Annotated in this window: 21 protein-coding genes; 16 read left to right on the top strand and 5 right to left on the bottom strand. The window is 66.1% G+C overall.

Annotated features, from left to right (window positions below):
• Positions 1 to 593 precede the first annotated feature (593 nt).
• From HNR13_RS00305 to HNR13_RS00265, 9 genes are all read left to right on the top strand, one after another.
• A complete protein-coding gene (locus tag HNR13_RS00305) occupies positions 594 to 1,343 on the top strand; it encodes a sigma-70 RNA polymerase sigma factor region 4 domain-containing protein (protein WP_179603920.1) in 750 nt (249 codons plus the stop codon).
• Positions 1,340 to 2,443 (top strand): hypothetical protein, encoded by a 1,104-nt coding sequence (locus HNR13_RS00300; protein ID WP_179603919.1) that lies wholly within the window; start codon positions 1,340 to 1,342, stop codon positions 2,441 to 2,443. The genes HNR13_RS00305 and HNR13_RS00300 overlap by 4 nt, the downstream gene beginning before the upstream one ends.
• A gap of 88 nt (positions 2,444 to 2,531) precedes the next feature.
• Positions 2,532 to 3,191, top strand: a complete 660-nt coding sequence (locus tag HNR13_RS00295; RefSeq protein WP_179603918.1) for a hypothetical protein — start codon at positions 2,532 to 2,534, stop codon at positions 3,189 to 3,191.
• 5 nt (positions 3,192 to 3,196) lie between these two features.
• Complete coding sequence (locus HNR13_RS00290) at positions 3,197 to 3,352, top strand: hypothetical protein (protein WP_179603917.1); 156 nt, start codon at positions 3,197 to 3,199, stop codon at positions 3,350 to 3,352.
• On the top strand, positions 3,349 to 3,672 hold the full coding sequence (locus HNR13_RS00285; RefSeq protein WP_179603916.1) for a hypothetical protein: 324 nt from the start codon (positions 3,349 to 3,351) through the stop codon (positions 3,670 to 3,672). The genes HNR13_RS00290 and HNR13_RS00285 overlap by 4 nt, the downstream gene beginning before the upstream one ends.
• Positions 3,669 to 4,721, top strand: coding sequence for a hypothetical protein (locus HNR13_RS00280; protein WP_179603915.1), 1,053 nt, complete (start codon positions 3,669 to 3,671; stop codon positions 4,719 to 4,721). The genes HNR13_RS00285 and HNR13_RS00280 overlap by 4 nt, the downstream gene beginning before the upstream one ends.
• 3 nt (positions 4,722 to 4,724) lie before the next feature.
• A complete protein-coding gene (locus HNR13_RS00275) occupies positions 4,725 to 6,257 on the top strand; it encodes an SCO6880 family protein (protein WP_179603914.1) in 1,533 nt (510 codons plus the stop codon).
• 1 nt (position 6,258) lies between these two features.
• Entirely contained in the window at positions 6,259 to 7,707 is a 1,449-nt protein-coding gene (locus HNR13_RS00270; RefSeq protein ID WP_179603913.1) for an ATP-binding protein, read from the top strand.
• A complete protein-coding gene (locus tag HNR13_RS00265) occupies positions 7,704 to 8,762 on the top strand; it encodes a type IV secretory system conjugative DNA transfer family protein (RefSeq protein WP_179603912.1) in 1,059 nt (352 codons plus the stop codon). Before HNR13_RS00270 ends, HNR13_RS00265 begins: the two co-directional genes overlap by 4 nt.
• Here HNR13_RS00265 and HNR13_RS00260 read toward each other — a convergent pair.
• Positions 8,690 to 9,658 (bottom strand): IS481 family transposase, encoded by a 969-nt coding sequence (locus HNR13_RS00260; RefSeq protein WP_101852925.1) that lies wholly within the window; start codon positions 9,656 to 9,658, stop codon positions 8,690 to 8,692. The two genes, HNR13_RS00265 and HNR13_RS00260, sit on opposite strands and share 73 nt — an antisense overlap.
• A gap of 16 nt (positions 9,659 to 9,674) precedes the next feature.
• Between HNR13_RS00260 and HNR13_RS00255 the strand changes: the two genes are divergently transcribed.
• The 7 genes from HNR13_RS00255 (at position 9,675) to HNR13_RS00225 (ending at position 15,605) form a co-directional block, all read left to right on the top strand.
• On the top strand, positions 9,675 to 10,595 hold the full coding sequence (locus HNR13_RS00255; RefSeq protein WP_343063375.1) for a type IV secretory system conjugative DNA transfer family protein: 921 nt from the start codon (positions 9,675 to 9,677) through the stop codon (positions 10,593 to 10,595).
• Complete coding sequence (locus HNR13_RS00250) at positions 10,595 to 10,999, top strand: hypothetical protein (protein ID WP_179603911.1); 405 nt, start codon at positions 10,595 to 10,597, stop codon at positions 10,997 to 10,999. Before HNR13_RS00255 ends, HNR13_RS00250 begins: the two co-directional genes overlap by 1 nt.
• Positions 10,996 to 11,481 carry a hypothetical protein gene (locus HNR13_RS00245; protein ID WP_179603910.1) on the top strand — a complete coding sequence of 162 codons (486 nt, stop codon included), beginning with the start codon at positions 10,996 to 10,998 and terminating at the stop codon, positions 11,479 to 11,481. The genes HNR13_RS00250 and HNR13_RS00245 overlap by 4 nt, the downstream gene beginning before the upstream one ends.
• 93 nt (positions 11,482 to 11,574) lie before the next feature.
• Positions 11,575 to 12,018: a single-stranded DNA-binding protein gene (locus tag HNR13_RS00240; protein WP_021758367.1), complete on the top strand. Its 444-nt coding sequence runs from the start codon at positions 11,575 to 11,577 to the stop codon at positions 12,016 to 12,018.
• Between the two features lie 365 nt (positions 12,019 to 12,383).
• On the top strand, positions 12,384 to 13,304 hold the full coding sequence (locus HNR13_RS00235) for a tyrosine-type recombinase/integrase (protein ID WP_343063374.1): 921 nt from the start codon (positions 12,384 to 12,386) through the stop codon (positions 13,302 to 13,304).
• Complete coding sequence (locus HNR13_RS00230) at positions 13,301 to 13,636, top strand: helix-turn-helix domain-containing protein (protein WP_021758370.1); 336 nt, start codon at positions 13,301 to 13,303, stop codon at positions 13,634 to 13,636. Before HNR13_RS00235 ends, HNR13_RS00230 begins: the two co-directional genes overlap by 4 nt.
• A gap of 7 nt (positions 13,637 to 13,643) precedes the next feature.
• Positions 13,644 to 15,605 (top strand): hypothetical protein, encoded by a 1,962-nt coding sequence (locus HNR13_RS00225; RefSeq protein WP_021758371.1) that lies wholly within the window; start codon positions 13,644 to 13,646, stop codon positions 15,603 to 15,605.
• Positions 15,606 to 15,644: 39 nt separating this feature from the next.
• Here HNR13_RS00225 and lspA read toward each other — a convergent pair whose 3' ends face one another.
• The 4 genes from lspA to HNR13_RS00205 form a co-directional block, all read right to left on the bottom strand.
• Positions 15,645 to 16,178, bottom strand: a complete 534-nt coding sequence (gene lspA / locus HNR13_RS00220; RefSeq protein ID WP_021758372.1) for a signal peptidase II — start codon at positions 16,176 to 16,178, stop codon at positions 15,645 to 15,647.
• Positions 16,175 to 18,082, bottom strand: coding sequence for a heavy metal translocating P-type ATPase (locus HNR13_RS00215; RefSeq protein ID WP_021758373.1), 1,908 nt, complete (start codon positions 18,080 to 18,082; stop codon positions 16,175 to 16,177). Before HNR13_RS00215 ends, lspA begins: the two co-directional genes overlap by 4 nt.
• Positions 18,079 to 18,438 (bottom strand): Cd(II)/Pb(II)-sensing metalloregulatory transcriptional regulator CmtR, encoded by a 360-nt coding sequence (gene cmtR, locus HNR13_RS00210; protein WP_021758374.1) that lies wholly within the window; start codon positions 18,436 to 18,438, stop codon positions 18,079 to 18,081. Before cmtR ends, HNR13_RS00215 begins: the two co-directional genes overlap by 4 nt.
• Positions 18,439 to 18,727: 289 nt before the next feature.
• On the bottom strand, positions 18,728 to 22,171 hold the full coding sequence (locus HNR13_RS00205; protein WP_168688429.1) for a hypothetical protein: 3,444 nt from the start codon (positions 22,169 to 22,171) through the stop codon (positions 18,728 to 18,730).
• Between the last annotated feature and the right edge of the window lie 859 nt (positions 22,172 to 23,030).

Genomic DNA, 23,030 nt, shown 5'->3' with positions numbered 1-23,030 from the left:
GGGAAGGGCCCGCGCTTCTACAAGCCGACCCCACGCACTGTGCTCTACAAGCGGACGGAGGTGTTGGCATGGCTGGAAGCGAGCGCACAGACGAGGACCGGAGCGTACGCGTAGCCGGGTTGCCGTCAGATGCACCGGGGGTGATTCAGGACTTCGTGGACGGATACATTGTCCCGGTCGATCCGATGGATGATCTGCACTGCGAAGGCTGTCAGTAGAACAGCTGGTTCACCCCGGCGAGCCGCCGACCCGCCACCCCTGTTCGGGGGTAACGTGCGGCACCAAATGGAGCGGTCGATTCTTACCCTCTTCACCGTGACGCTGGCCTCGTTAAGCGAGTCAGGGCGGCGGAGACGCATCGTGGCTGAGACTCCCGAACTTCAGAGTCGAAGTCGCCACTCCACCATCGAATCCGGGAGCGCCGCCCCGAAGCTCATATCCCCGGCGCAGCTCGGAACATCCAACCTTCCTAATCCAAGGCGGGGCTCCTGCGCGCCAATTCGCGCTGACAAAGCCCTGTTCTGACGAGCCGTCCCCGACTCGAACCCGGTCCTTCGCAGTAGCCACTTCCATGCAAGGAAGGTTGTGATCTCGTGGCTGGAGGAACCAAAGTCCGCGCGCGGACAGATGCTCTTCTCACCGAGCTGCTCCGTGAAGTCGACACGTTGCAGCCGTACGTCCGCTTCCAATTGCGCGGCTGGCCGAATGAGGTCGACGCCGTCTTACAGCAGGCCCGCGAAACGGTCTGGCACCGATGCTCCACCTTTGACCCGGAGCTGGGGACTCCGCATGCTTTCGCGTTCGGCATCACCCGTCACGTCGTGCTGCGGGAGATCGAGCGGAAGTATCGCCCGATGGACGAAATCACCATCGATGTCAACATCGAGTCCGACTCGGACATCGACCCGCTCGAGACGATGATCCGCCGGTTCGACGCTCACCGCTGGATGGTGTTGGTCGCCGACTACGTCGGCCCATCCGACTGGCACGTGATGAGCGACCTGAGCCTGGCCGACGGCGACGCCGAGCGGGTGGCAGAAGCCCGCCAGCTGTCCAAGCGCGGTGTCCGCACGATCCGCGAGCGGGTGTGCCAGACCGCCCGAACCGTGCTCGCCGCCCTTGCAGCCGCGGACGCGGGACTGCCGATGACCGGGTCCGTGATCGTGTCGTGCGTGCCCGAGACCGGCGGTTTCCGGGAAGTCGCCGAGATGATCGGCGACGACGCAGACACCATCGCCGCCACCCTCCACATCCATCCCGGCTCGGCGCGAGCCCGGATCGCGACCGCCAAGCGATTGCTGATGATCGCCCGGGACGTCCTCGAGCTGGAGAAGGCGGCATGATCGGCGCAAGTGCCGCGGCCGCCCATGCGGTGTCGCATCCAAAGACGACTCGGAACCTCCTGATCGTCGCGGCGGTGATCATCTTGGTTGTCCCCGTCACGCTCGTCGCCGTGCCGGTCAGCTTGGTGCTCGCGATGGGAACCAACGGATTCGGCGGCGGCGGGGGAGCGTGCGGTGGATCCGCGCCGTCGGTCGAGGCGGGTCAGAACGTGGACGGGTACGGGCCTGATCAGTTGAGAATCGCCGCGACGATCATCACCGTCGGCCAGCAGATGAGCGTGCCCCAGCACGGGCAGACACTCGCGTTGATGGTCGCGATCGGGGAGTCAGGGCTGCGCAACCTGGACCATGGCGACGCAGTGGACAACACCACGATCGGTGTCTTCCAGCAGGGCGCCGGCTACGGCACCCCTGGGGAGCGGATGGACCCGGCGACCGCAGCCGCCGCGTTCTACACACGCATGCTGCACGTCCCGGACTGGCAGGCCCTCGCCCCGACCCTGGTCGCCCACGCGGTCCAGATCAACGCCGACCCGTACCACTACGCCCCGTTCTGGACGGCCGCCGAGCAGGTCCTCGCCGCCCTGACGGGAGCGAGCGCCCGTGCGTGTCAGGTGCCGGCAGACGCTGCCGCTGCCGCTGTAGTCCTCGTCGGTGCGATCCAGGCGAAGAAGCTGAACTTCCTCGAACCCCGCTACCAGCAGCAGGTCATCAACATGGCTGACGGTACCGCGACGCCGGATTGCACGATCGACGCGCACGTCCTCCAGCTGATCGTCGTAGCTGTCCAGGCCTTCCAGCAGGTCGGGGTCAGCGACCTCAACCGGCGCTGCACAGGCACAACCCCAGGAGCGGGAACAGCGTCCGCGCACTGGAAAGGCAAGGCCGTCGACTTCTACGCGATCAACCGCCAATCCCTAACCGGCGCCGACCCGCTTTCCGTCCAGCTGATCCACGCCCTGGACCCTTTCGCGCCGCGCGGGTCATCGGTCGGTCAAAGCGACTGCCGGTCCCGTGCGCACATGACGCTCGGTGTGCTCATGAACTTCACCAGCGACTTTCCCGATACCTGCAACCACCAGCACATCCAAGTGCCCTGACCAAACGAGTCTCCCAAATGCGCGCCACAAATCGCTCCGTACCGGAAGTTCTAAGTGAAGGACGCATACGAAACCGAGGTGAACTGAGATGAACAAGAAGCTGATCGCACTCGTTGCGCTCCTCCCATGCCTGGCCTTCGCAGGCTGCGTCGGTACGACGCCAACACGGAACCCGTCGTTCACCACAGTCGCGCCGGCCAAACCAACGCCGACGTCGACGTCCGCACAGGATGCGATGCCGGCGGCATCAGGCATCGTCAGCAGCGTCTGGGTCGACGTCTACCCCGGCACCACCTTCAAGGCCAAGCACGGCTGCCGGTGCACGCTCCCGGACTCGCCTTCCGAGCTCTTCCCGGTCGGAACCCGAGTGCTGTTGCTGAAGATCACCATGACCGGCAAGTGGATCCCCTCCCAGGGCAACCAAGACTTCCAGGACGTCACCGGCACCACCCTTAAGGGCACACAGTTCGACGGCCGACCCGAACCGGCCGTCCTCGACACCGCAGACGGACCCGCCGCCGCCAAAGCCGCTGGCCTGCCCTGGCTGCCCAACGGGCTATTCCACGGACAGACGACTTGGACGGTCCCGAACGAGAAGAGCCGATCGTTCGCCGCCGCCTACTACGTCCCCGCCGGCGTCGACCAACTCGAACTCACCGTGAACATCCCGTCAGAGGGCAAGGCGAACATCCTCACCGTCCCCCTTCCGGCCTCCGCGACCGGCGCAGCCTCCGCGAGCGGGGAGTGACCGTCATGAACCTGATCTTCAACCTGCTCGGCCTGCTGGGCCTGATCTTCATCGCTCTGCTCGGCATCGCCGCCTCCGGCTACCTCGCCGCCCGGCGCATGCGCGAAGCACAAGAACCCGAACCGTCGACCGATCCCACGGAAAGGAACCAAGAATCATGAACGCACTCAACGAAGCCCTCGTCACGGTCCACGCACGCATCATTACCGTGGCGGCGGTGCCGAACCCCAGCCCGGACTTCTCCGGGCCCGGCGTCGGCGCCTTGCAGACGATCGCGAACGTCGTGTTCGCCATCGTGCTCATCCTCGGTGTGATCGGCGGCCTGATCGCCGCCGGGTTTATCGTCGTCGGCCACGTCTCCAGCAACGGACGCGTTCAAAAGGCTGGGATCATCGGCGTTCTCAGCTGCCTCGCCGGGGTTGCAGTCGCCGGCAGCATCGCCGGGCTGATCAACTGGGGCCAGTCCCTCCACGTGGCGTGACCATCATGATCGCCACTGTCGCTGCCGCACCACCGGATCCGTTCACGCCGAACTACGGCTGCTTTGTCGCCGACTTCGGGTGCCAGGCATCCCAAACGATCGCCCAGTTCATGGGGTCCACCATCAAGAACCTCGGCGACTTCATCGCGACGATGATCGCCGGCTCCTTCAACACGAACATCGACCAGGGCAGCTGGAACATCGCCCACTCGCAGTTCCTGTTCTGGATCGCCGTCACCGCACCCGTCATCTTGATCGTCGCGCTGGTCCAGATCGGCATCGCGATGATCCTTCAGGACTGGTCACGCATCGGCCGCACCGCCGCCGGTGCCGCCCTTGCCATCCCGTTCAGCGCGATCTGCGTGTGGGGGATGCAGAAGGCTTCCGGCATCACCGACGACATCACGCACGCGCTTACCACCGCAGTCCAAGGCGGCGACCTGAGCCAAAGCCTGCTCCGGGTCGTCGGCCTCTTCGACGCCCCGAAGCAGATCCACGGCGCCGTCATGAAGACCATGCAGTTCTCCCAGGACGGCGTGATCTGGGGTATGGCCACCCAAGGGGCACAGGGTCCAGGCTCCGTCGGCGAATACGTGATGGCGCTGCTCATCGTCGGCTTGATGATGATCGCATCGCTGTTCCTGTTCATCGCCATGTCGATCCGCGAGTTCGGACTCCTGGCGCTTGCCGCGATGGCCCCGGTCGGGCTGATGATGATCGGCCAGCCCAAGCTAACCGCCTGGGCCCAACGTTGGCTGAACCTCTCTGTCGGGTTGCTTATCGCCAAGCCCCTGGCCGCCGGTGTGGTCCTTCTGGCTGTAGAGCTGACCAAGGCCAGCCTCAGTATCGGCGTCATCCTCGTCGCCGCCGGCGCGGTGATCGCCGCGTCGTTCAGCCCGTTGTGGGCGACCAAGCTCGTCTCGTTCGCCGGTGCTGAAGTTGGCACCGCCCTGCATCACCGGTTCTCCGTGCGCGACCAATTCTCACGGGCGAGCACCGCCGCCGCGCCCGTCCGCACCGCGGCACGAGTCGTCAAGGTTGGGAGATAACTCATGACCACCCTCACCGCTGACCAGATCATCACGGAGGAAGGCGCACCCCGGGTCCGCTTCGCCGCGCGGGAACGCCGCGGGATCTTCCTCGGTCTGACGTTCCTGCAGCTGGTGGTGATCGGCGCCGCCGTCGCGGTCCTGCTCTCCACGCTGTTCATCGACACGAACGCGATCTGGGTGATGATCCCGATCGTTGCCGTCGTGGTGTTCTTCGCGCTCGCCACCTACCGGCGCGAACCCGTGATCGTGATCGTCGCCCAAGCGGCCCGCTACGCGCGCAGGAGCCTGACCGGCCAGACGATCTTCCGTCGCGATGTCTGGCTCCGGGTGAGCGTTGCCTCCCTCAACGTCGGTCACGCGCACGTCGCCGCGGTAACCCCGGTCGTGACCTCCAAGTTCCTCCTTCCTGGCGCGCTCGGGGACGCGCAGATCGTCCAGATCCCTGGTGCCGGCGGCTTCATCTACAACGCCCGCGGAAGACTCGCCTCCGTCACCGTCAAGGTCGGATCGAAAGCCTGGGCGCTGCGCGACAAGGGCACCCAGGAGGCCGCGTACGACGGGTTCGTGGAATGGCTCAGCTCGCTAGAGAACTTGCCCGGTGTCCGTGAGACCACGATCCGGATCCGCGTCGACAGGGCCTCCTCGAACGAGCTGCGCGACTACTTGGTCGTGCGCGAGAACGAGCACGACCCGCAGGTCACCGCCGAGCTCCGGGAGCAGTATTGGGCGCTGACGCAGGCGGCGTCCAAGCGGTCGATGGGGTTCACGAACTACATAACCCTCACCTTCGACACTGCAGCGCTCAACGGTGCTATCCGTGACGCGGGGAAAGGACTCACCGGCCTTGCCGCCGTGCTGAAGGAGCGGGTCGCAGGCATCGAGACGTCGATGGAGCACGCCCGGCTCACCCCAGCGGGATGGCTTACCTCCGACGAGCTTGACGAGCTGAACGCGCTGTCGGCCGACCCCGTGGCCGCCGCGACCCGGCGTGAGCAGGACTCCGGGCTCGTATCCGCGCCGTCACCGGTGATGGGGATCGACGAGGGCTGGGATGCGATGCGCGTGGACGAATCCTGGCACCAGACCTTTTGGGTCGCCGAGTGGCCGCGCACCGACGTCCGTACCGGCTTCCTCGAACCGCTTCTGTACGCAGGCGACGCGACCAGGGTGATCACGTTGCAGGTGCGCCCGGTGGCAACGCACAAGGCGCTGGCCCAGCTGAACCGCGCCCAGTCCGACATGGAAACCGCAGCGACCATCCGGATGAAACTGTCCTCTCGGATCCCGCTCACGCACCTCCGCGAGGAGGAAGACCTCGCCGTTCGGGAGCACGACCTTGTCGATGGATACGGCGATGTCCAGTACCGCGGGTTCGTGACGATCTCCGCCGAGTCCAGGGACGCCCTCGCCAAGGCTCGAACCGACATCGAGCAAGCGTCACACCCGGCACGGCTCGTGCTGGCTTCGATGTCGGGACAGCAGGCCGCCGGGTTCGTCACCGCGGCGCTCCCGGTCCCACTGGAAGGAGAATGACATGAAGCAGTCAGCTGTCATCGGTCGCATCCCGGCCAATGAGAAGCCTGGCGCCAACGGCCGCCACCGCCAGTCCGCTTCCCCCGACAAGAACTCCACCTGGAAGCTGCAGTCCGCGGAACTCCCGGCGTCGAAGATGCCGGCGTGGGGGTGGAAGCAGCCGCACAACCTGCGCGGCCCACTACGCGCCACCCCACCAGCACACCGGTGCTCCTCAAAAGTGCTGGGTGGTGCATACCCGTTCTTGGCCGAGACCGGGGACATCCTCACCGGCGCGTACATCGGGGAAAATCTCCTCTCCCGGGCGCCGTTCTGCTTCGACCCCTGGGACGCCTACTCGGCCGAAGCCGTCCGCTCCCACTCGGTCGCGATCCTCGGGGTGAAGGGGACAGGCAAGTCGATGCTCGCCAAGTCCTGGTCCTCAAGACTTGCCAGGCTGGGGCGCAAGATCGCCGTCCCGCACGACCCGAACGGGGAGTGGTTGCGCGTCGCTGCGTACGTCGGCGGGAAGTCGATCAGCGTCGGCCCGGGCAAGGCTGCCCGGATCAATCTCCTCGACGAAGGCGCACGGGATCCCTCGTTCTCGGACGAGGACTGGAACCTGAACGTGCTCCAGTACCGTCGCGCGACAGTGAAGACGATCATCCGCCGCCTCCGCGAAGGAGGGAACCTGGAACCGGTCGAGCACACCGCCCTCGACGTCGCACTCGACGCCCTCCGCGGCCAGTCCACCGTCACCATCACCCACGTTTACGACCGTCTCGTCGACCCCGAGCAGAGCCAGCCGCTCGAGGTCGTCGAGGCCGGCCACCGGTTGGCGCACTCGTTGCGGCGAATGGTCTCCGGCGATCTCACCGGGTTCTTCGACGGACCCTCCACCGTCCGGTTCGACGCCGACGCCCCGATGATGGTCGTCGACACCTCCGCGCTGAAAGGGGCATCGCCGGAAGCGCAGGCCCTAGCGCGGCTGGCGACCGCGAACTGGATCCGCCGTTCTTCCCTCGGCGCGAATAGGCAGGCGCGGGTCATCATCCACGAGGAGGCCGCCGTTGAGCTGCTGAACGATGTCTCCGGCGGAGACGGCCTCGCCGACCGGGTCGAGGACGAGAAGATCGCGCGACACCTCGGCACCTCCAACTGGTATCTGCTCCACCGCGTCGCAGACCTGGACGCGCTCGGTGACCGCAACAGCGCACTCCACTCACGGGCGCTCGGGCTCCTCGCGGATTGTGAGACCCGGATCTCGTACGCGCAGCACTCGGGGGAGATCGCGAGGTCGCGGGAGATCCTGGGCTGGAACGACACTCAGGCCGACCTGGTCCGCAAGCTCCATAAAGGGGAGGGGCTCTGGCAGATTGGCCAGGACCGGGTCGCGAAGGTCCGCAATATCTGCACCGACTACGAACTCGGCATCTTCCGCACCGACGCGATGGGTGGTGAACGAGCATGAGGACCCACGGCGCTTCCTGGACGCAGCTCGCCCTCTACAGCCTCTTCGCCATCGTCATTGCCGGCGCCCTCACCACCGGAATCGCCAGCGCGACCATCACCGCAACATGCGGCGCAGGTGGCCAGCCAGGCACCGTCTTCGCCGGTCTGCAACTGGCCATCGGCGGAGACGTTTCCGGCTTCGGCTTGGTGCCGGGGTGCGTGGTGCCTGTCACCCTCATCCGGGTCCTCGCTCTGCTGGCCGTCTTCTTCCTTCTGACCGCGATCGCCGTTGGGGTGGTCTGGTGGCTTCGCTACCGGCAGTCGGACCGGCACTTCATCAACGACCTCCGAGGCCGCGACGGGCTCGCCAAGCCCGGCGAAGTCCGCAAGCACACCTCCGCACGCACCGCTCTTCACCGCGCCAAGACCCTTCGGCCGTCGGTGGCCAACCCCGCGCCGTCGGCCGCGGGCTGGAAGGTCGGGCGGGCCCACGGGCAGGACGTCTACGTGTCGATCGAGGACTCGATCGTGGTTGAGGGCGCGCCCCGGTCCGGGAAGGGCTACCGGTTCATCATCAACGCCATCCTCGACTGGGACGGGCCTTTGATCACCACGTCCACCCGCAACGACAACCTCTCGGCAACGATGCGCGAGCGCGCTCGGGTAGGCGACGTCACGGTGTTCGACCCGCAGGAACTCACCGGTATTCGGTCCGCGCTGCGGATCTCCCCAGTGGCTGGCTGCGAGGATCCCCTGATCGCGGATCAGCGTGGGCAAGCGATTATCGCCGGCACCGCGCTCGGCGCATCCAAGACGAACCAGGAATGGGCGCAGGTGTCCTCCTCCGTCCTCTCGCGACTGCTGCACGCGGCCGCCGTCTCCGGGCGGGGCACCGACGCCCTCGCCCGCTGGGGCTCCAACCCACGCCTCGCCCTCGAGGCCGTTGGTGTGCTCGCCAACCAGGGGACGCCGGGCTGGTCAGAGGACCTAGATGTACGGGGTCAGGACGTTGGTTGCAGTCGGCTGATCGGGGGGTTGCCTCCGAGGGCTGAGTGGCGTCGTCCAGTGTTGTAGTGCTCGAGCCAGGGGTCAAGTGCTGCGGTGCGGTCGTCGTTCGAGGTGAACGGTTGCCGGTAGGCCCATTCGGTTTGCAGGGTCCGGTTGAACCTCTCCACCTTGCCGTTCTGCCACGGGCAGTGCGGTTTGATGAACTTCTGCCGGATGCCGTGCGCGCCGCAGACGCCGCGCAGCGACCATCGGTAGGCCCAGGCGTTGTCGGTGATCAGCCGCTCGATGCGGGGGATGCCGTGCGCGGCGAAGTAGCCGATGGCGCGTTCGAGGAACGCGGCGCAGGTCGGGCCCTTCTCGTCGGGGAGGACCTCGGAGTATGCGAGCCGGGAGTGGTCGTCGACGACGGAGTGCACGTAGTCGTAGCCGACGACGGTCTGTTTCCGGGCGGCTGTGGAGCCCATCGCTCTGCCGTGCGCCTTCCACCCGCCGCCGTCGGGGATGCGACCGAGCTTCTTCACGTCCATGTGCACCAGCTCGCCGGGCTGCTCGCGTTCATAGCGGACCGCTGTGGTCTTCGACGCGCGGATCCGCTCCCCGGTCATCGGGTCCAGATCGACCAGACGAGGCAGCCCGGACCGGGCGATGATGCGCGACACCGTCCGCGCCGGCACCCCGGTGCGGGCCGCGACCTCGTCACGGCCGACTCGTTCCTTCTTCCGGATCGCGACCACCGCCGCGGCCCTGGCATCGGGGGTGCGGTTGGCGACGTGGTGAGGCCGCGAGGAGCGATCGTAGAGACCGGCTTCACCCTCGGCGCGGTAGCGGTCCAGCCACCGCTTCACGCAGCGTCGGGACACGCCCATTGCCGCGGCGATATGCGCCTGCTTCCACCCGGCACCGGCACGATGGACGATGAGCAGCCTGCCGTGCACGGTCAAGCGGGCATTACGGTGGGACACGAGAACCTCCGAGTTCGTGAAGACGTCAGACATCTCCACTAAGCCCGGAGGTTCTCCCCTTTCACAAGACCGGAAACGCCACCAACCTCATGGCCGGGTACACCTAGACGCGATCATCAATGGCGACGAAAAGCTGCTGGCCAACTCCTGGTTCGGAGTCTTCGGCGCACTCCGCCCACTATCAATCCCCGCAATCCGGAAGGCGATGACACCCGGGCCAGGAGAGCAGTTCGACCTCGACGCCTTCCTCGTCGGCTCCAACAGCCTCTATCTCGTCGGCACCGGAGCAGGAGCCGGGTCGGTCGGCGGATTCCTCGGAGCGGTCCTCGATGACATCGTGGAGACCGCGCGCCGCAAGGCACTCGCCTCAGTGGGCTCCCGGCTCGACCTGCCGCTGGCGCTGATCCTCGACGAGATCGCGAACATGTTCTCCTGGCCCGCACTGCCGCGGATCATGGCCGACGGCGGCGGCATCGGCATCTCCACCATCGTCGTCCTCCAAGCTCTGTCCCAGGCCGAGACGGCCTGGTCGCGATCCGAGGCTGACACGATCTGGTCCGCCGCGACGGCCAAGCTCCTGCTCGGTGGTGCGTCCGATGTCGACCACCTGCGGGACATCGAATCGCTTCTCGGGAACCGTCGGATCCGGAACACCGGCCATTCGTACAACGACAACGGATCGTCCACGAATGTGCAGAACGAGAAGGTGCCGGTCATGACGCTCGACGAGATTCGCCGGATGCCCGAAACGGTCGGGCTGCTCGCCTACCGAAACCGGCGCGGGATCCTGCTCGACCTACGGGGGTGGACAGATCGCGATGACGCCCGACAGGTCAGCGCGGGCAAGAAGCTCACCGAGCTCGACCAGCAGGTCGTTTTCGCCGAACAGTATCAAGCCGCGCTCGATCGCCGAGGATCAGCGGGGGAGGGAAACTGATGTCCAACCGTCGCCGTCCCGCCCGGGACAACACCTACCGCACCAACTACCTGCACTCGGGAGCCTGGTTCGCCCGCCGCGACCGATGGTTCCTCGAGGAAGGGTCCCGCAACGGCACCATCCGCTGCGCCCTCTGCCTCGGCGTTGGCAGTGCCCGCAGCCTCGAGCTGCACCACCTCGACTACCGCGGCGTCACTCAAACCCCGCACGGCTGGACCGCCCACGAGCAGCACGAGGACTTGACGGCCCTGCATCCGCGCTGCCACGAATACGTTCACCAGCTCATCGACCGCGACCGCGTGTTCTCCGGGTTCGTCTCCCGCCGGAGCGCCTCACTCCAAGCCATCGCCCGGCTACGGGCGAAGATCGCCCACTACATCGAAGCCTCACTGGAGCAGCAGTGACCGACGACATCCCCCTCGACGACCTCGTCGCCTCCCTCGCCGCAGGCTGGGAAGACCAAGCGCCCCGGCAGACTCCGGGGATGCTCGGCATCCGCGTCATCAACTGGCGCACCCTGGAGGACGAGGACGCCCCGCAGGTCTGGACCGACCTGCGGAGCTGGGTGGTCTGGTTCACCCATCGCTACAACATCGCTCCGAGGAAGATCCCGCCCTGCTGGTTCAAGCACGGCGCGCTCGTCGAGGAACTCTCCGCCCTGCACACCGCCTGGCTGGTCTCCTACGACAGCCTCGACGCCGGCTACGGACCCATCGGCTGGCACGAACGCCTCGCCGTCGCGCTGCCCCGACTGGCGACTTGGTACAACGGCGAATGCCATAACGGCCACACCGAACTCCTACAAACCGGCGACGACACAATCCCCACGGAGTGGGCCGATTGGATTCGCCAGAGCCACGCCAATCCGCAAGCCGAACGCCGCTGATTGCGCGCCCTCTGCGCGCATCTTCCGAGCCCGACCCGGAAGTTCTAAGTGAAAGCGACCCAACAGATGGCCGCCAAATGGAAAGGAAGAAAGATGAGCACACGAGTCCCGATCAGCATCGAAGGCAACCTCGTCGCCGACCCCGACTACGGCGAGTCCCAGAACGGCACGAAGTTCGCCAAGTTCACCGTCGCCGTCACCGACCGCAAGCTCGAAGACGGCAAGTGGGTCGACGGCGACACCCAGTACCACCGCACCACCGTCTTCGGCCGCACCGCCGAGAACGTCCGCGCCAGCCTCGCCAAAGGCGACACCGTCATCGTCAACGGCAACCTCGAGTTCCGCCACTGGACCGACCAGGCCACCGGCGAACCCCGAGCCGCCACCGAAGTCGTCGCCGACAGCGTCGGCCCCTCCCTCCGCTACACCACCGCGGAAGTCACCCGCCGCGCCCCAAAAGCTGAAGGCCCGGACACATACGTGACCGGGCCAGTCGCCACCGTCGCGTCAGCCGGGCGAGCGCCGGCCGTTGTCTAGTCCGAAACAGTAGGTGGGGTGGTCCTTTGGCCACCCCACCTTCGCGTGCCCCATGGGGCTTCGCCGCGTTGCATCAGCTTGGCCCTGGAATGCTAGAGAGATCGGTAAGTAGATACCTCCGCCGGACCCGCCGCATCCGCTCGTCGTCGCCCCAGGACTCGATCGATATCGTCAGAAGCCCCAATGCCTCCAATTCCTTCGTCGCGCGGGTCCAGGTGTCATCGGACATTCCATATTGACTGAACCCGGAGCAGCAGGTCTTCGACGCGATGATGGACGGCTGGCGGAATCAGCAGCTCTCACGCGGGCTCCGTGAGCAGACGATTCAGAACCGCACGGCGACGGTGCTCCGGTTCCGGGATTTCGTGGACAAGCCGCCGTGGAAGTGGACGGTCGCGGACGTCGACGATTTCACGAGGGAAGCCACCGATCGCACGCTGACCCTGTCGACGCTGCGCCACCATCATGGAGCCATCCGCGGGTTCTGCGACTACCTGACGAACCCGTTGTACGACTGGATGGAGATCTGCGAACGGGAGTTCAGCGAGATCCCGTCGCAGGTGTGCTTGCCGTGGAACACGGTTGCGCACCGGTTCGAGTTCGAGGGCGACGGGAAGCGCCGCCCGTTCACCTACGACGAGGTGGAGCGCCTGTTTGACACCGCCGACGCCCGTGTCGAGCTGCTTGTGAACTCCGGGCGGAAGGGCGCGCTCGGGGCGTTGCGGGACGCGCAGCTGCTGAAGACGGTCTACGCGTTCGGGCTGCACCGCACCGAGGCGGTGATGCTCGACACCGTCGACCTGCACCACAACGCCGAGATGCGTCAGTGGCGGCGCTACGGCGCGATCCACGTGCGGTGGGCGAAGGCCGCGGGAGGCGGTGCGCCTCGTCGTCGTACAGTGCTGCTGGTGCCGGAGTTCGACTGGTGGGTGCCGGGCATGCAGCAATGGCTCGAGCAGGCTCGGGAGCGATTCGCTCCCGGCGACGACCTCGACGCGCTCTGGGTGACCGAGCGCCGCACGCGCCTGTCCGCCGGCTACCTCGACCGAAGGTTCGCGGAGCTGCGTGACGAGGCCGGCCTGTCGAAGGATCTGACGCTGCACAGCCTCCGACATTCCTACGTCACGCACTTGCTGGAGTTCGGCTACGCCGAGCGCTTCGTCCAGGAGCAGGTCGGGCACATGCACGCGTCGACGACCTCGATCTATGCCTCTGTCAGCTCGGACTACAAGAACCGGGTGCTCGCGGAGGCGCTGAAGTCCCTCATCGAAGGAGAAGCGGGATGACCGTTGAACTCGAGACTGGCTGGAACCTGCGCAGCGTGATGGCGTCGCGCGGGATCTTCCAGACCTCCAAGCTGAAGCCGCTGCTCGAGGAGCGCGGCATCGACCTCTCCCGGGAGCAGGTGTATCGGCTGGTGACGCAGCCGCCGCAGCGGGTGCGTCTTGACGTCCTCGCCGCGCTCTGTGACGCACTGGGGTGCTCTCTCGACGATCTCGTGACGATCACCCGCCGCGAGGCCGCGGCCCCGGTGGCTGTGGGCGAGGAGGCGACGCGCGGGTCAATCGGTGATCTCCGCCCCGTTCGCGCGACGATCCGCCGTCCACGCACGAATTAGGCCCGTCGTGGCCAAGCTGCCGCAGGAGCCGAGGGTCGCGGAAGTCGTGATGCTCATCCAGTGGGGCGCGCTCGAGATCCCGGCGGAACGCCTCGCCGAGATCGTGAGCACAGTCGCTCCGGTACCGCTCACGCAACGCCTTCTTGAGCTTGCCCTCCTCAAGCAGCCTGGAGTCCTCGAAGGCCGTCACCAGAACGTGCCGGTGACGGTCCAGGACCTCGCGCACGCGCTCATCGCGGAAGGGGCGAGCCGGGTCGTCCTGCCGACGTGCGAGACATGCGGGCGCGCTGTCCGCATGCCGCACAAGACGCCGAGCGGCGGACGTCGCTGCTCCCGGTGCGAGAGGAATGCCAGATCCGTCGCGTGCGCGACATGCGGGCGGGAGAGGCCAGTGCAGCGCACCATCAGCGGAAAGCGGTACTGCCGCGAATGCTGGCGCGCCGACCCCCGCTCGTTCGGCCACTGCTCGCGGTGTGGTCAGCACGCGACCATCGTCGTCCGTCGCCCCGAGCTCGTCTGCCTGGCCTGTTACACCGCGCCGATCAAGACCTGCGGGGTCTGCGGGGAGCCCGGCAGAGTCGCGTCCCACCTCGACGGGCGACGCGTCTGCGCCCGCTGCTACTACGCGATGCGCACTCCGCAGCCCTGTCCGGAGTGCGGGCGCAAGGTGTTCCTCACCGGGTTCATGAACGACCAGAAGGTGTGCGCCGATTGCGCGGGCACCCCGGTCACGATGGCGTGTCCTGGTTGCGGTTCGATCGAGGAGGTCCGCAAGCACCGCCTGTGCGTCGAGTGCCGCCGGCCCATCGCAATCCGCCGGCTCCTCGCCGACGACACTGGAGTGATCCGTGCGGAACTACAACCTCTCGCGGACTACCTGATCACGCACCATGGCAAAGCGATCTCGCTCGAGCGGTGGTTGCACAAGAGCAAGTGCGCAGCCGTGCTCAGCGAGCTCGCAGACGGGACCCTGCCCCTTGCCGCCGACGCAATCATCATCAGAGCCAGGTCGGGGCAGTCCGCGGCGTTCCTCCTCTCACTGTTGGTCCGCTCTGGCGTTCTGCCGGAGCTCGACGTCGAGGCCGCGCGCTTCGACCACTGGCTCGAGGAATGGCTGGCCAACGTCGAGCATGCCGAGGACCGGCTGATCCTGCGCCGGTACTGCACCTGGGAGCTGCTCCGTTCGACCCGTGCGTTCCGGGCGGTGTCCCGCAGCCCATCGAGCCCCGCCGTCGGCTTCCAGCGGCAACGAGCAGCACTCAAGCACTGCGCCGCGCTCCTTCACGAGATCCGATCGCAGCACGAGACGATCGCCACTTTCCCGCAACGCCGCCTCGACGCGCTTCTCACCGACTCGCCGAGCCAGCGCGACGCGCTGGCTCCATTCACTCGTTGGCTGCGACGGCACCGGCTGAGCACCCTCCGCGTCGAGTTCCGCATGAGTCGCCTCGAGGGCCGGCACTACGAGTCCGACCATCGGTGGCAGATGGCCCGCCGATTCCTCACCGACGCGGACATGGACTCGAGGACCCGCACCGCGGGCCTGCTCGTGCTCCTCTACGGTATCCAGCTCACCCGCATCGTCACCCTCACCCGCGATCAGGTCGACGCGACCTCCCGCCCGGTGAAACTCACCGTCGGAACCGAGCCGATCGAACTCCCCGAGGCCCTCGGGAACGCGATCGTCGACCTCGTCGACGCATCGATGCGCCATCCCGAGGGGTGGCTCTTCCCTGGCAGAAACCCGGGGCTGCACTTGACCCCGGGGCCAATCAGCCGCCGTCTCCGTGCGGAGGGACTCCGCTCCGGGAGCGCCCGGACCACGGCCCTGATCGAGCTCACCCGTCAGATGCACCCCCGGATCGTCTCCGACTTGCTCGGTATCACACCAGCATCCGCGGCCGCGTGGTCGCGCCTCGCCAGCGGCGATTGGTCGGACTACCCGAAGGTCCGCGCAGTGCCCGGCTGAAGTGAGTGGGTGGCCTGGCCCACGACCTCCTTGACGTCCTCAGCCGTTGAGCGTCTCGCGCGCGATCGGTAGCAGGAGGTTCAGGCACACCAGGCCGACACCGACCACGACGAAGACGTCGGCGACGTTTCCGACGAACAGGTCGCCGTAGGCGAGGAAGTCGGTGACGTGCCCGCGCGCGAACGAGGGCGGGTTCACGAGCCGGTCGACGAGGTTGCCGACCGCGCCTCCCAGGATCAGTCCCAACGCAAGACCCCACCGTGCGCCGTGCAGCCGCACGGCGAAGGCGACCACCGCGGCGGACGCGAGCACGCCGATGAGGGTGATGATCCAGGTGGCCCCGGAGCCGAGCGAGAACGCGGCTCCGGGGTTGTAGACCAGCGACAGGCCGAACAGATCACCGAGAAGCGGGATCCGCTCACCCTGCGTCAGCTGCGCCACCGCGAGGGCCTTGGAGCCCTGGTCGATCACCAGAGCGAGCACCGCGACGGCGAGGGTGACACCGAGCGCCCGCCCGCTGCCCCTGGACGACTCACTCGTCTTCTCGACAACAACGACATCCTGCGCGGTCACGCGCTGACCTTCCGCGTCCGGGCGGCGCGCAGGCCGTTGAGGATCACGACGACCTCGGCGATCTCGTGCACCAGCACCACGGCCGCGAGACCGAGGACGCCGAACAGGGCCAGCGGGAGCAAGGCAGTAATGATCAGCAGCGACAGGAGGATGTTCTGGTTGATGATGTGCCGTCCTCGGCGGGCGTGGTCGAACGCGCGCGGCAGTAGGCGCAGGTCGTGCCCGGTGAAGGCGACGTCGGCGGACTCGATCGCGGCATCCGACCCGGTCGCGCCCATCGCGATCCCGATGTCCGCCGCCGCGAGGGCCGGCGCGTCGTTGATGCCGTCGCCGATCATCGCGACTGGCCCGTGCGTGCCGAGCTCGCCGATCGCGGCGGCCTTGTCCTCGGGGCGCAGCTCGGCGCGCACGTCCTCGATCCCGGCCTGCGCGGCCAGCGCGCGGGCGGTACGGGCGTTGTCGCCGGTGAGCATCGTGACACCGACGCCCTGGGCAGCGAGGGTGCGGACCACTTCCGGAACTTCAGAGCGCAGCTCGTCGCGGACGCCGATCGCAGCCACGGACAGACCGTCGCGGTGCACGATCACGACCGTCATGCCCTGCTCCTCCAGCCCTGCGACCCGGTCTCCGAGCGTCCCGGCGTCGAGCCAGCGCGGGCTGCCGACCGTGATCCGCGCACCGCCGAGCGTGCCTTCGATGCCGTGCCCGGCCTGCTCGGTCACACCCTCGGCCGCGGCGGCTCCCGGTGCGGCGGCCGTGATCGCGGCGGCGAGGGGGTGGGTGCTGTGCTGCTCCAGCGCGGCAGCCCAAGCCAGCGCCTCCTCCTCTGTGATGCCGTCGGCGGTGAGCACGGCGGTGACGGCGGGCTCGTTGCGGGTGAGGGTGCCGGTCTTGTCGACGGCGACGTGACGGATCACGCCGAAACGCTCGAACGCGGCACCGGACTTGATGATCACGCCGAACTTGCTCGCCGACCCGATCGCGGCCACCACCGTCAGCGGCACCGAGATCGCCAGCGCACATGGAGACGCCGCAACTAACACGACGAGGGCGCGGGTGATCCACAGCTCCGGGTCGCCGAGCAGCGACCCGATGATCGCGACGAGGGCAGCGAGGATGAGCACACCCGGGACGAGAGGGCGCGCGATCCGGTCCGCGAGACGCGCCCGGTCGCCCTTCTCCGCCTGCGCCTGCTCCACGAGCTCCACGATCGTGGTCAGCGAGTTGTCGGTGCCCGCCGCGGTCGTCTCGACCTCCAACGCCCCGGCGGTGTTGATCGCACCGGCCGACACTGTGTCTCCGGGCTCGACCTCGACCGGGATGGACTCCCCGGTGATCGCGGACGTGTCCAGGCTGGAACGTCCCGTGCGGACGACGCCGTCGGTTGCGATCCGCTCGCCCGGCCGCACCAGCATCAGCTGCCCTGCTTGGAGGTCCTTCGCGGCAACCTCGACCGAGACGCCGTCGCGGCGGACGGTCGCGGTCTCGGGGACGAGCTTGAGCAGCGCCCGCAGCCCGCCGCGGGCGCGGTCCATCGCCTTGTCCTCCAGCGCCTCGGCGATCGAGTACAGGAACGCCAGCGCGGCGGCCTCCTCGACATACCCGAGGATGACCGCGCCGACCGCGCTGATCGTCATCAGCAGGCTGATGCTCAGCTTGCCCTTGAACAACTTCCGGATCGCGCCCGGGGTGAAGGTCGACGCACCCAGCAGCAGGCCGATCCAGAACGCCACCAGCGCCGGGATCTCCATCCCGGACCACTCCAGGATCAGACCGGTCAGGAACGCGACGCCGGAGAGCACCGGGACCATGATCCCGCGATCGGTCCACCAAGGACCGTCGTGGTCATCATCGTCATCGTCGCGCTCGACGCCCTCCACCTGGGACTTCGTCACATCGCTCATGCGCCCGCCCCGATTCCGCAGCAGCCCGGCACAGTGCACGACGCATCTACACACGGCGCGTTCTCGTCCACCGCGAGCGTGACATCTAAAAGCGCGGCCAGCGCCGCCGCGAGATGCGGGTCGGCAATCTCGTAGCGCGTCTGCCGCCCCTCGGGCTCGGCAACCACAATCCCGCAGTCACGCAGACAGGTGAGGTGGTTGGAGACGTTCGAGCGGGTCAGCTCCAGCTCACGCGAGAGCACGGCCGGGTAGCTTGGGCCGCCGAGCAGAGTCATCAGGATCCGGGAACGCGTCGGGTCCGCCATCGCCCGGCCGAGCCGGTTCATGACGTCGAGGCGTGAAGCAATAGTCAGCATCTACTGAACTATACAGCAGGCGCTGACTAATCATTCAGAGTCGAGAACCTCGAATACGCGACTCGGCAACAATCGGAGCTACCAGTAGCGCGTTCCGGTAGCGTTCTCCCCTCACCCGGCAGCAACCAAGGTCTCGTCGGACTCAGATGGCGAGTTGCGCCAACGTGACGCCGGTCGAATGTGCCTCGCCACGTCCGCTTACCGTCGACGCCCGGTGCGAAGTGAATCGTTGGGCGGGTCCCACCGCCTCCAGTGAGTGCTTCGATTGACGCTTCGATGGGAACCGACTTCAGGAGGCGTCGTCAGCTGAGAGCGAATGAAGATCTGCTTCAATCGCGAGAGCGCGCAGGTGTCCTACGGCCTGAACGATCGGAGACGCGAACGTGTCGGCGATAGAAAGGTCTACGCCGGCGAGCACCTCCGCGAACGTGCCGCCATCATCCCCTTCGCTGGCCACGAGACTTTCGAGCTCCCTGTAGATAACGATCGCGTCGGCCCAAGCTTGGGGATCATCGTCAATGCTTTCGGCGGATGGAATCCGGGCGGTGGATTGGACACCGCGCCATCCATCAGGACGGCGACGACTCCACCCGTTCGCCGACGAGGCAGAGATAAGCGAGCCGATTAAGTTGTCTGCTCGCTCCTGGAACACGGACGGGGCCAGTAGGGCTCCTAAGCGCCGCGCGATGTCGGGGTAGTCAGTGGGGTCGATGTCTCGCAGCGGACCTTCGGCATCATCGAGAACTGCGCCGACTTGGACAAGTCGGCCGAGGTGCATTGCGACGAACCGCGTGCGGGTCTGGAAGCATGCTTCCTCGCGTGCCGACGGTCCCCACGACCGAAGGGACTCCTCAGTTGCTGCCCATGCAGAGGCGTCGACTGCGATGATTAGCTCGAGTGGAAGCAGCGGATCGGTCGGATTCAGGATTTCCTGCACAGAACTCGCGAACACCTCTACACCTGACTCTGTTAGCCGCTGTTCAACGGCCGCAAGGGATCCGTCCGCAGCGCTGACTGCACTCGTTAGCGTCAGAGCGCTAGTGTCCTCCAAGGATCGCCCGCGAATGTCCCCGGGCGACAGCGCTCCCTGCCCACGCGCAACCAAAATACGGGCAGCCATCGAGGCGAGACTGCCGAGTTCGTTCGGAAGCAGCGGTCCAACCCCTGCGTATTCCGGAAGGGTATCCTCAGCCCGCGCCCCCGCCAGCGCCTGAGGGGCTCCGGCGAGGCGCAGGCCCGCGCCCCCGAGGTTGGCGGCATCGTTCAGTCCCTGACTAACCTGCAGGAGGCTCTGGGCGATCAGGTCGAGAGCGGCCTTGGAGGGATCACGAGTCGTTTCGCGAAGCCGCAGATCGAAGTCGGCGGCAAACGGTAGCTCGGCACTAAGTCGCCCAATGAGTTGGGGATCGAGCGGCGGTCCCGGAAGTTGGGCAACCAGCGCGGCAACAGAGACGACCTTCTCGATCCACTCTCGACGCCCACGCGAACTGTCTCGCTCGGAAAGACGAGCAGGGAGCGCCATCAAGAGTTCCAAAAGCTGGGCACTCGCGTCTGCTTGTCTACGGCAACGATCGGTCCATCGTTCAGTACTCAGAAGCTCTGTCACTGCGATCTGCAAAGCGATGGAGCGTTCCGTCGCGATGCGTCTTGGGAGAGCGCCGACCCGCATTCGCTTCTTCCCGTCGATTGGCGCAGACGCGCCTCGGGCTGGCACGACGACTTCAACCGAAACGACGTCAGCTTCTGGGCACGCATCAAACAGTCTTTGCGCGAGAAACACTGCCTGTGAATTGAGCGAGGTCGGATCTTGACCTGCTTGAGGCTGATATCCGCGCTGAACATCCACGGTGCCAAATCGGGCCACTGCCCTAGCGGACACCTCGCAGAATGTGTCCGAAGTGTAGGTCGAGGCCCGCGCAAGGTTGCTCGACGACGAGGGCAGTTCTCTTCGATCCGAGAGGACCACATCCACAGCAAAACCGGAATCGTCAGCCTCAACGGCCCATCTTGCCCGCTGGCGAGGTGGGCCAAATGCTTGCTCGACTCTGGGCCCTTCAAGTTCGGCAACCACGGCCAACGTGGCGATCAACTGAGCGAATACATCCACTACATCAACACGAAGTGGGTCTGCCACTCGAGCCGAGTGTTTCGCAAATACAGCGGCAGCAGCGGCTAGCGGCAGCGTCCGATATCCCTCAAGCCGTTCAGAGAACCGCACAGCAACATCGAGTGGGGCCTCCATGAGTGTCTGCAGAATCACGTCGTCCGAAATCTTCGAGACTACCGTTTGGCGGGCTGAAGAATCCCACTCGGGAAGGCGTGCGCCGGCGGACGCAATCTGCCGGAACAGATCATTGCCGGTAAAGATGTCGCTGAACCTGGAGGTATAGGCCAAGAGGTAATAGGAAGACACATCAATCGTCGGCGGCGTGATTTGCTTGACGTATCCGAGGGTCGCAGCCACATAAGCCGAAACGTCTAGCCGCTCGGCAGCATCGACAAGCGCTGCAATTTCCCTAGCCGAGGTCGGGCCCGGCGCGTTTGCGAGGTCGTTTACGCGATCAGCAATTGACTTCACGAGCGGGTCTATAACGCGGCGGGCCGAAGTGAGTCGATCCGCAACCGACGACACGGTTTCGAGCCTAGCCGCACGCAGAACGCGGGTTGCAGCGCGCCGGTACAGCATTGGCCTCACCTCCGCCGGAGCAGCGGCGATGCTCCGTGCGTATGTTGTGGCCAGTGTGGGCGGGGGGACCTCGTGGAGCAAATCCAGCAGCACCTCCGCGCGCAGGTCATGAAGGGCGCGCCACGAGGTGCCGTCGTCGGAGACGATCAGATGCTCATCTCGCAGTCGTGACAAACGACGCGCGACGATCGCAGGAGACTCCCCAACTAAACGTGGCAATTCGTCTGCGGGCACGGATCGACCGAGAGTGTGCAAGGCGGTGATTACTGCCAAGAGTTCTCTTGAATCAGCATGGTCAGTGTCATCGAGTCCCTGCAGCTGAGTGCGCAACACTTCGCGCAGCCGACGTCCTGTCGTGGCGATCGCCACGAACTCCATGAGAAGTCCATCTGCGCGGTGGATTGCCTCTTCGGGTTCGGTAGCAAGTTCGAACCCAGCGGCACGGAGACGAGCGTATATTCGCGCAGCCGACTCTCGCGCAAGCCGCGAGTCCACCAGGTGTGCACCCTCAGCAATCGACGGAAGAAGGTCTTCTTGCCGACATGCCGCCAGGATCGAAACCCCTGAGAATTCGAGCAGCCGGTCTCGAGCCTCTGGCCAACGCTCGGTTGCCGCGCGCCCTAGATCGTCGATGCAAACAACTACTCTGCGTTCAGGCGTCGGAGAAAGCATCCGCACAAGTCGGATCAGGCTTTGCACGTCTGAATCGCTCGAGACCCGAAGCACACGTATGAGCATTGGGCCGTCCTGAAGCAGCGACGCGGATCGCCAAAGCAGGCCTGATTTCCCTGTGCCACTCGCGCCGACGATTAGGACCTGACGGCTCGACTCGAGTGAAGACAGAATTGACTCGCACTCAGGGACGCGGACCACGTCGAGGTCTGCCCCGACGTGGCTGGGGACGACCCTTACGCCGGAGAAGAACTGCTCCTCGCTTTCGGTTGCTATGCGTGAGAAGTCGGCAAACTCGCATACACCTTCCCGAAGCGCGGCCTCGAAGTTCTGTTGGTCGACAGTCTCGCGCAACCGGGAGATCATCGAGTCCACGTCAGCGAGGGTTCGAAGATGGGCAGTCGCGACGTCGCGGCCACGCTGCGCTGACGATACCAAAGCAAGATCTGCAGCAAGGTGCGATCGCGCAATAACGGCAACCGCGGGAGGAATCGAGTAGGCCCTTGCGAGTAGCGACTCGACTTCGACCACAAGTGGGTCCTCAACAACGACAAGGTGGGTTCGGCCAATTAGGCGTTCCGCTGTGTCCGGGTCGCGACGACTGGCTGATAGCTGGTCTCGCACCGCTCGCGTAAGCTCAGCGTCGCCTTGGGGGATTGTTGAACCCCATCCTGTAGCGCCCGCGGCGAAGCCTGCATTGCTGACGATGGCGTACCCGGCGACGCTTCCGTCGTAGTCGCGAGCCGCCTCGACTTGAGCGGCATGCGCGATTACAGACGCAGTCTCCGCGCGACTCATGGTCCGCGCGCTCCGCTGCTTACTCTGGACAAGAAGCCAGCTGCCGTCCTGAAGGCGGCAATCAATGTCCTCAAAACCCTCAGGACGGACAGCGGACACCCGAGGAAGTGGAGAGTCCGACAGCCTCCCGGAACCGAGGAGCAGGGTCGCAAGGTTGATCTGATAGGTCACCCCCGCGACGTTCGCCGCTCCGCTTCGGAGCCGGGCAAAGAGTTCATCGGAAGACTCTTCCGAAAGCAAACTGACGGCGCGCGCCTCCCGTTGGCGTTGGCGCTTCAAAGCCTCGCGTTTAGCGCCCCCGGGTTGTCCCTTTCCCACGACACCTCCAAGCACGATCCACACTGGCACCGTATCCTGCCTCAGGCAGCGGGTGTTCTGGTAGGTGCCATTTTGGGGGGGCAGGCAGTGAAGGGTCGGGTTGCTCGGCATCGAGCGA

It is taken from the genome of Leifsonia shinshuensis, assembly GCF_013410375.1.
Taxonomy (GTDB): Bacteria; Actinomycetota; Actinomycetes; order Actinomycetales; family Microbacteriaceae; genus Leifsonia; species Leifsonia shinshuensis.
The sequence above is the reverse complement of the archived record's forward strand: the minus strand, read 5'-3'. Positions and strand labels throughout refer to the sequence as shown.

What these genes read in the sequence shown, in the direction of transcription:
- HNR13_RS00265 (WP_179603912.1), top strand. Translation starts at nt 7,704, where the DNA reads ATGAGGACCCACGGCGCTTCCTGGACGCAGCTCGCCCTCTACAGCCTC.
- HNR13_RS00300 (WP_179603919.1), top strand. Translation starts at nt 1,340, where the DNA reads ATGATCGGCGCAAGTGCCGCGGCCGCCCATGCGGTGTCGCATCCAAAG.
- HNR13_RS00275 (WP_179603914.1), top strand. Translation starts at nt 4,725, where the DNA reads ATGACCACCCTCACCGCTGACCAGATCATCACGGAGGAAGGCGCACCC.
- HNR13_RS00270 (WP_179603913.1), top strand. Translation starts at nt 6,259, where the DNA reads ATGAAGCAGTCAGCTGTCATCGGTCGCATCCCGGCCAATGAGAAGCCT.
- HNR13_RS00240 (WP_021758367.1), top strand. Translation starts at nt 11,575, where the DNA reads ATGAGCACACGAGTCCCGATCAGCATCGAAGGCAACCTCGTCGCCGAC.
- HNR13_RS00250 (WP_179603911.1), top strand. Translation starts at nt 10,595, where the DNA reads ATGTCCAACCGTCGCCGTCCCGCCCGGGACAACACCTACCGCACCAAC.
- HNR13_RS00230 (WP_021758370.1), top strand. Translation starts at nt 13,301, where the DNA reads ATGACCGTTGAACTCGAGACTGGCTGGAACCTGCGCAGCGTGATGGCG.
- HNR13_RS00295 (WP_179603918.1), top strand. Translation starts at nt 2,532, where the DNA reads ATGAACAAGAAGCTGATCGCACTCGTTGCGCTCCTCCCATGCCTGGCC.
- cmtR (WP_021758374.1), bottom strand. Translation starts at nt 18,438, where the DNA reads ATGCTGACTATTGCTTCACGCCTCGACGTCATGAACCGGCTCGGCCGG.
- HNR13_RS00290 (WP_179603917.1), top strand. Translation starts at nt 3,197, where the DNA reads ATGAACCTGATCTTCAACCTGCTCGGCCTGCTGGGCCTGATCTTCATC.
- HNR13_RS00285 (WP_179603916.1), top strand. Translation starts at nt 3,349, where the DNA reads ATGAACGCACTCAACGAAGCCCTCGTCACGGTCCACGCACGCATCATT.
- HNR13_RS00215 (WP_021758373.1), bottom strand. Translation starts at nt 18,082, where the DNA reads ATGAGCGATGTGACGAAGTCCCAGGTGGAGGGCGTCGAGCGCGACGAT.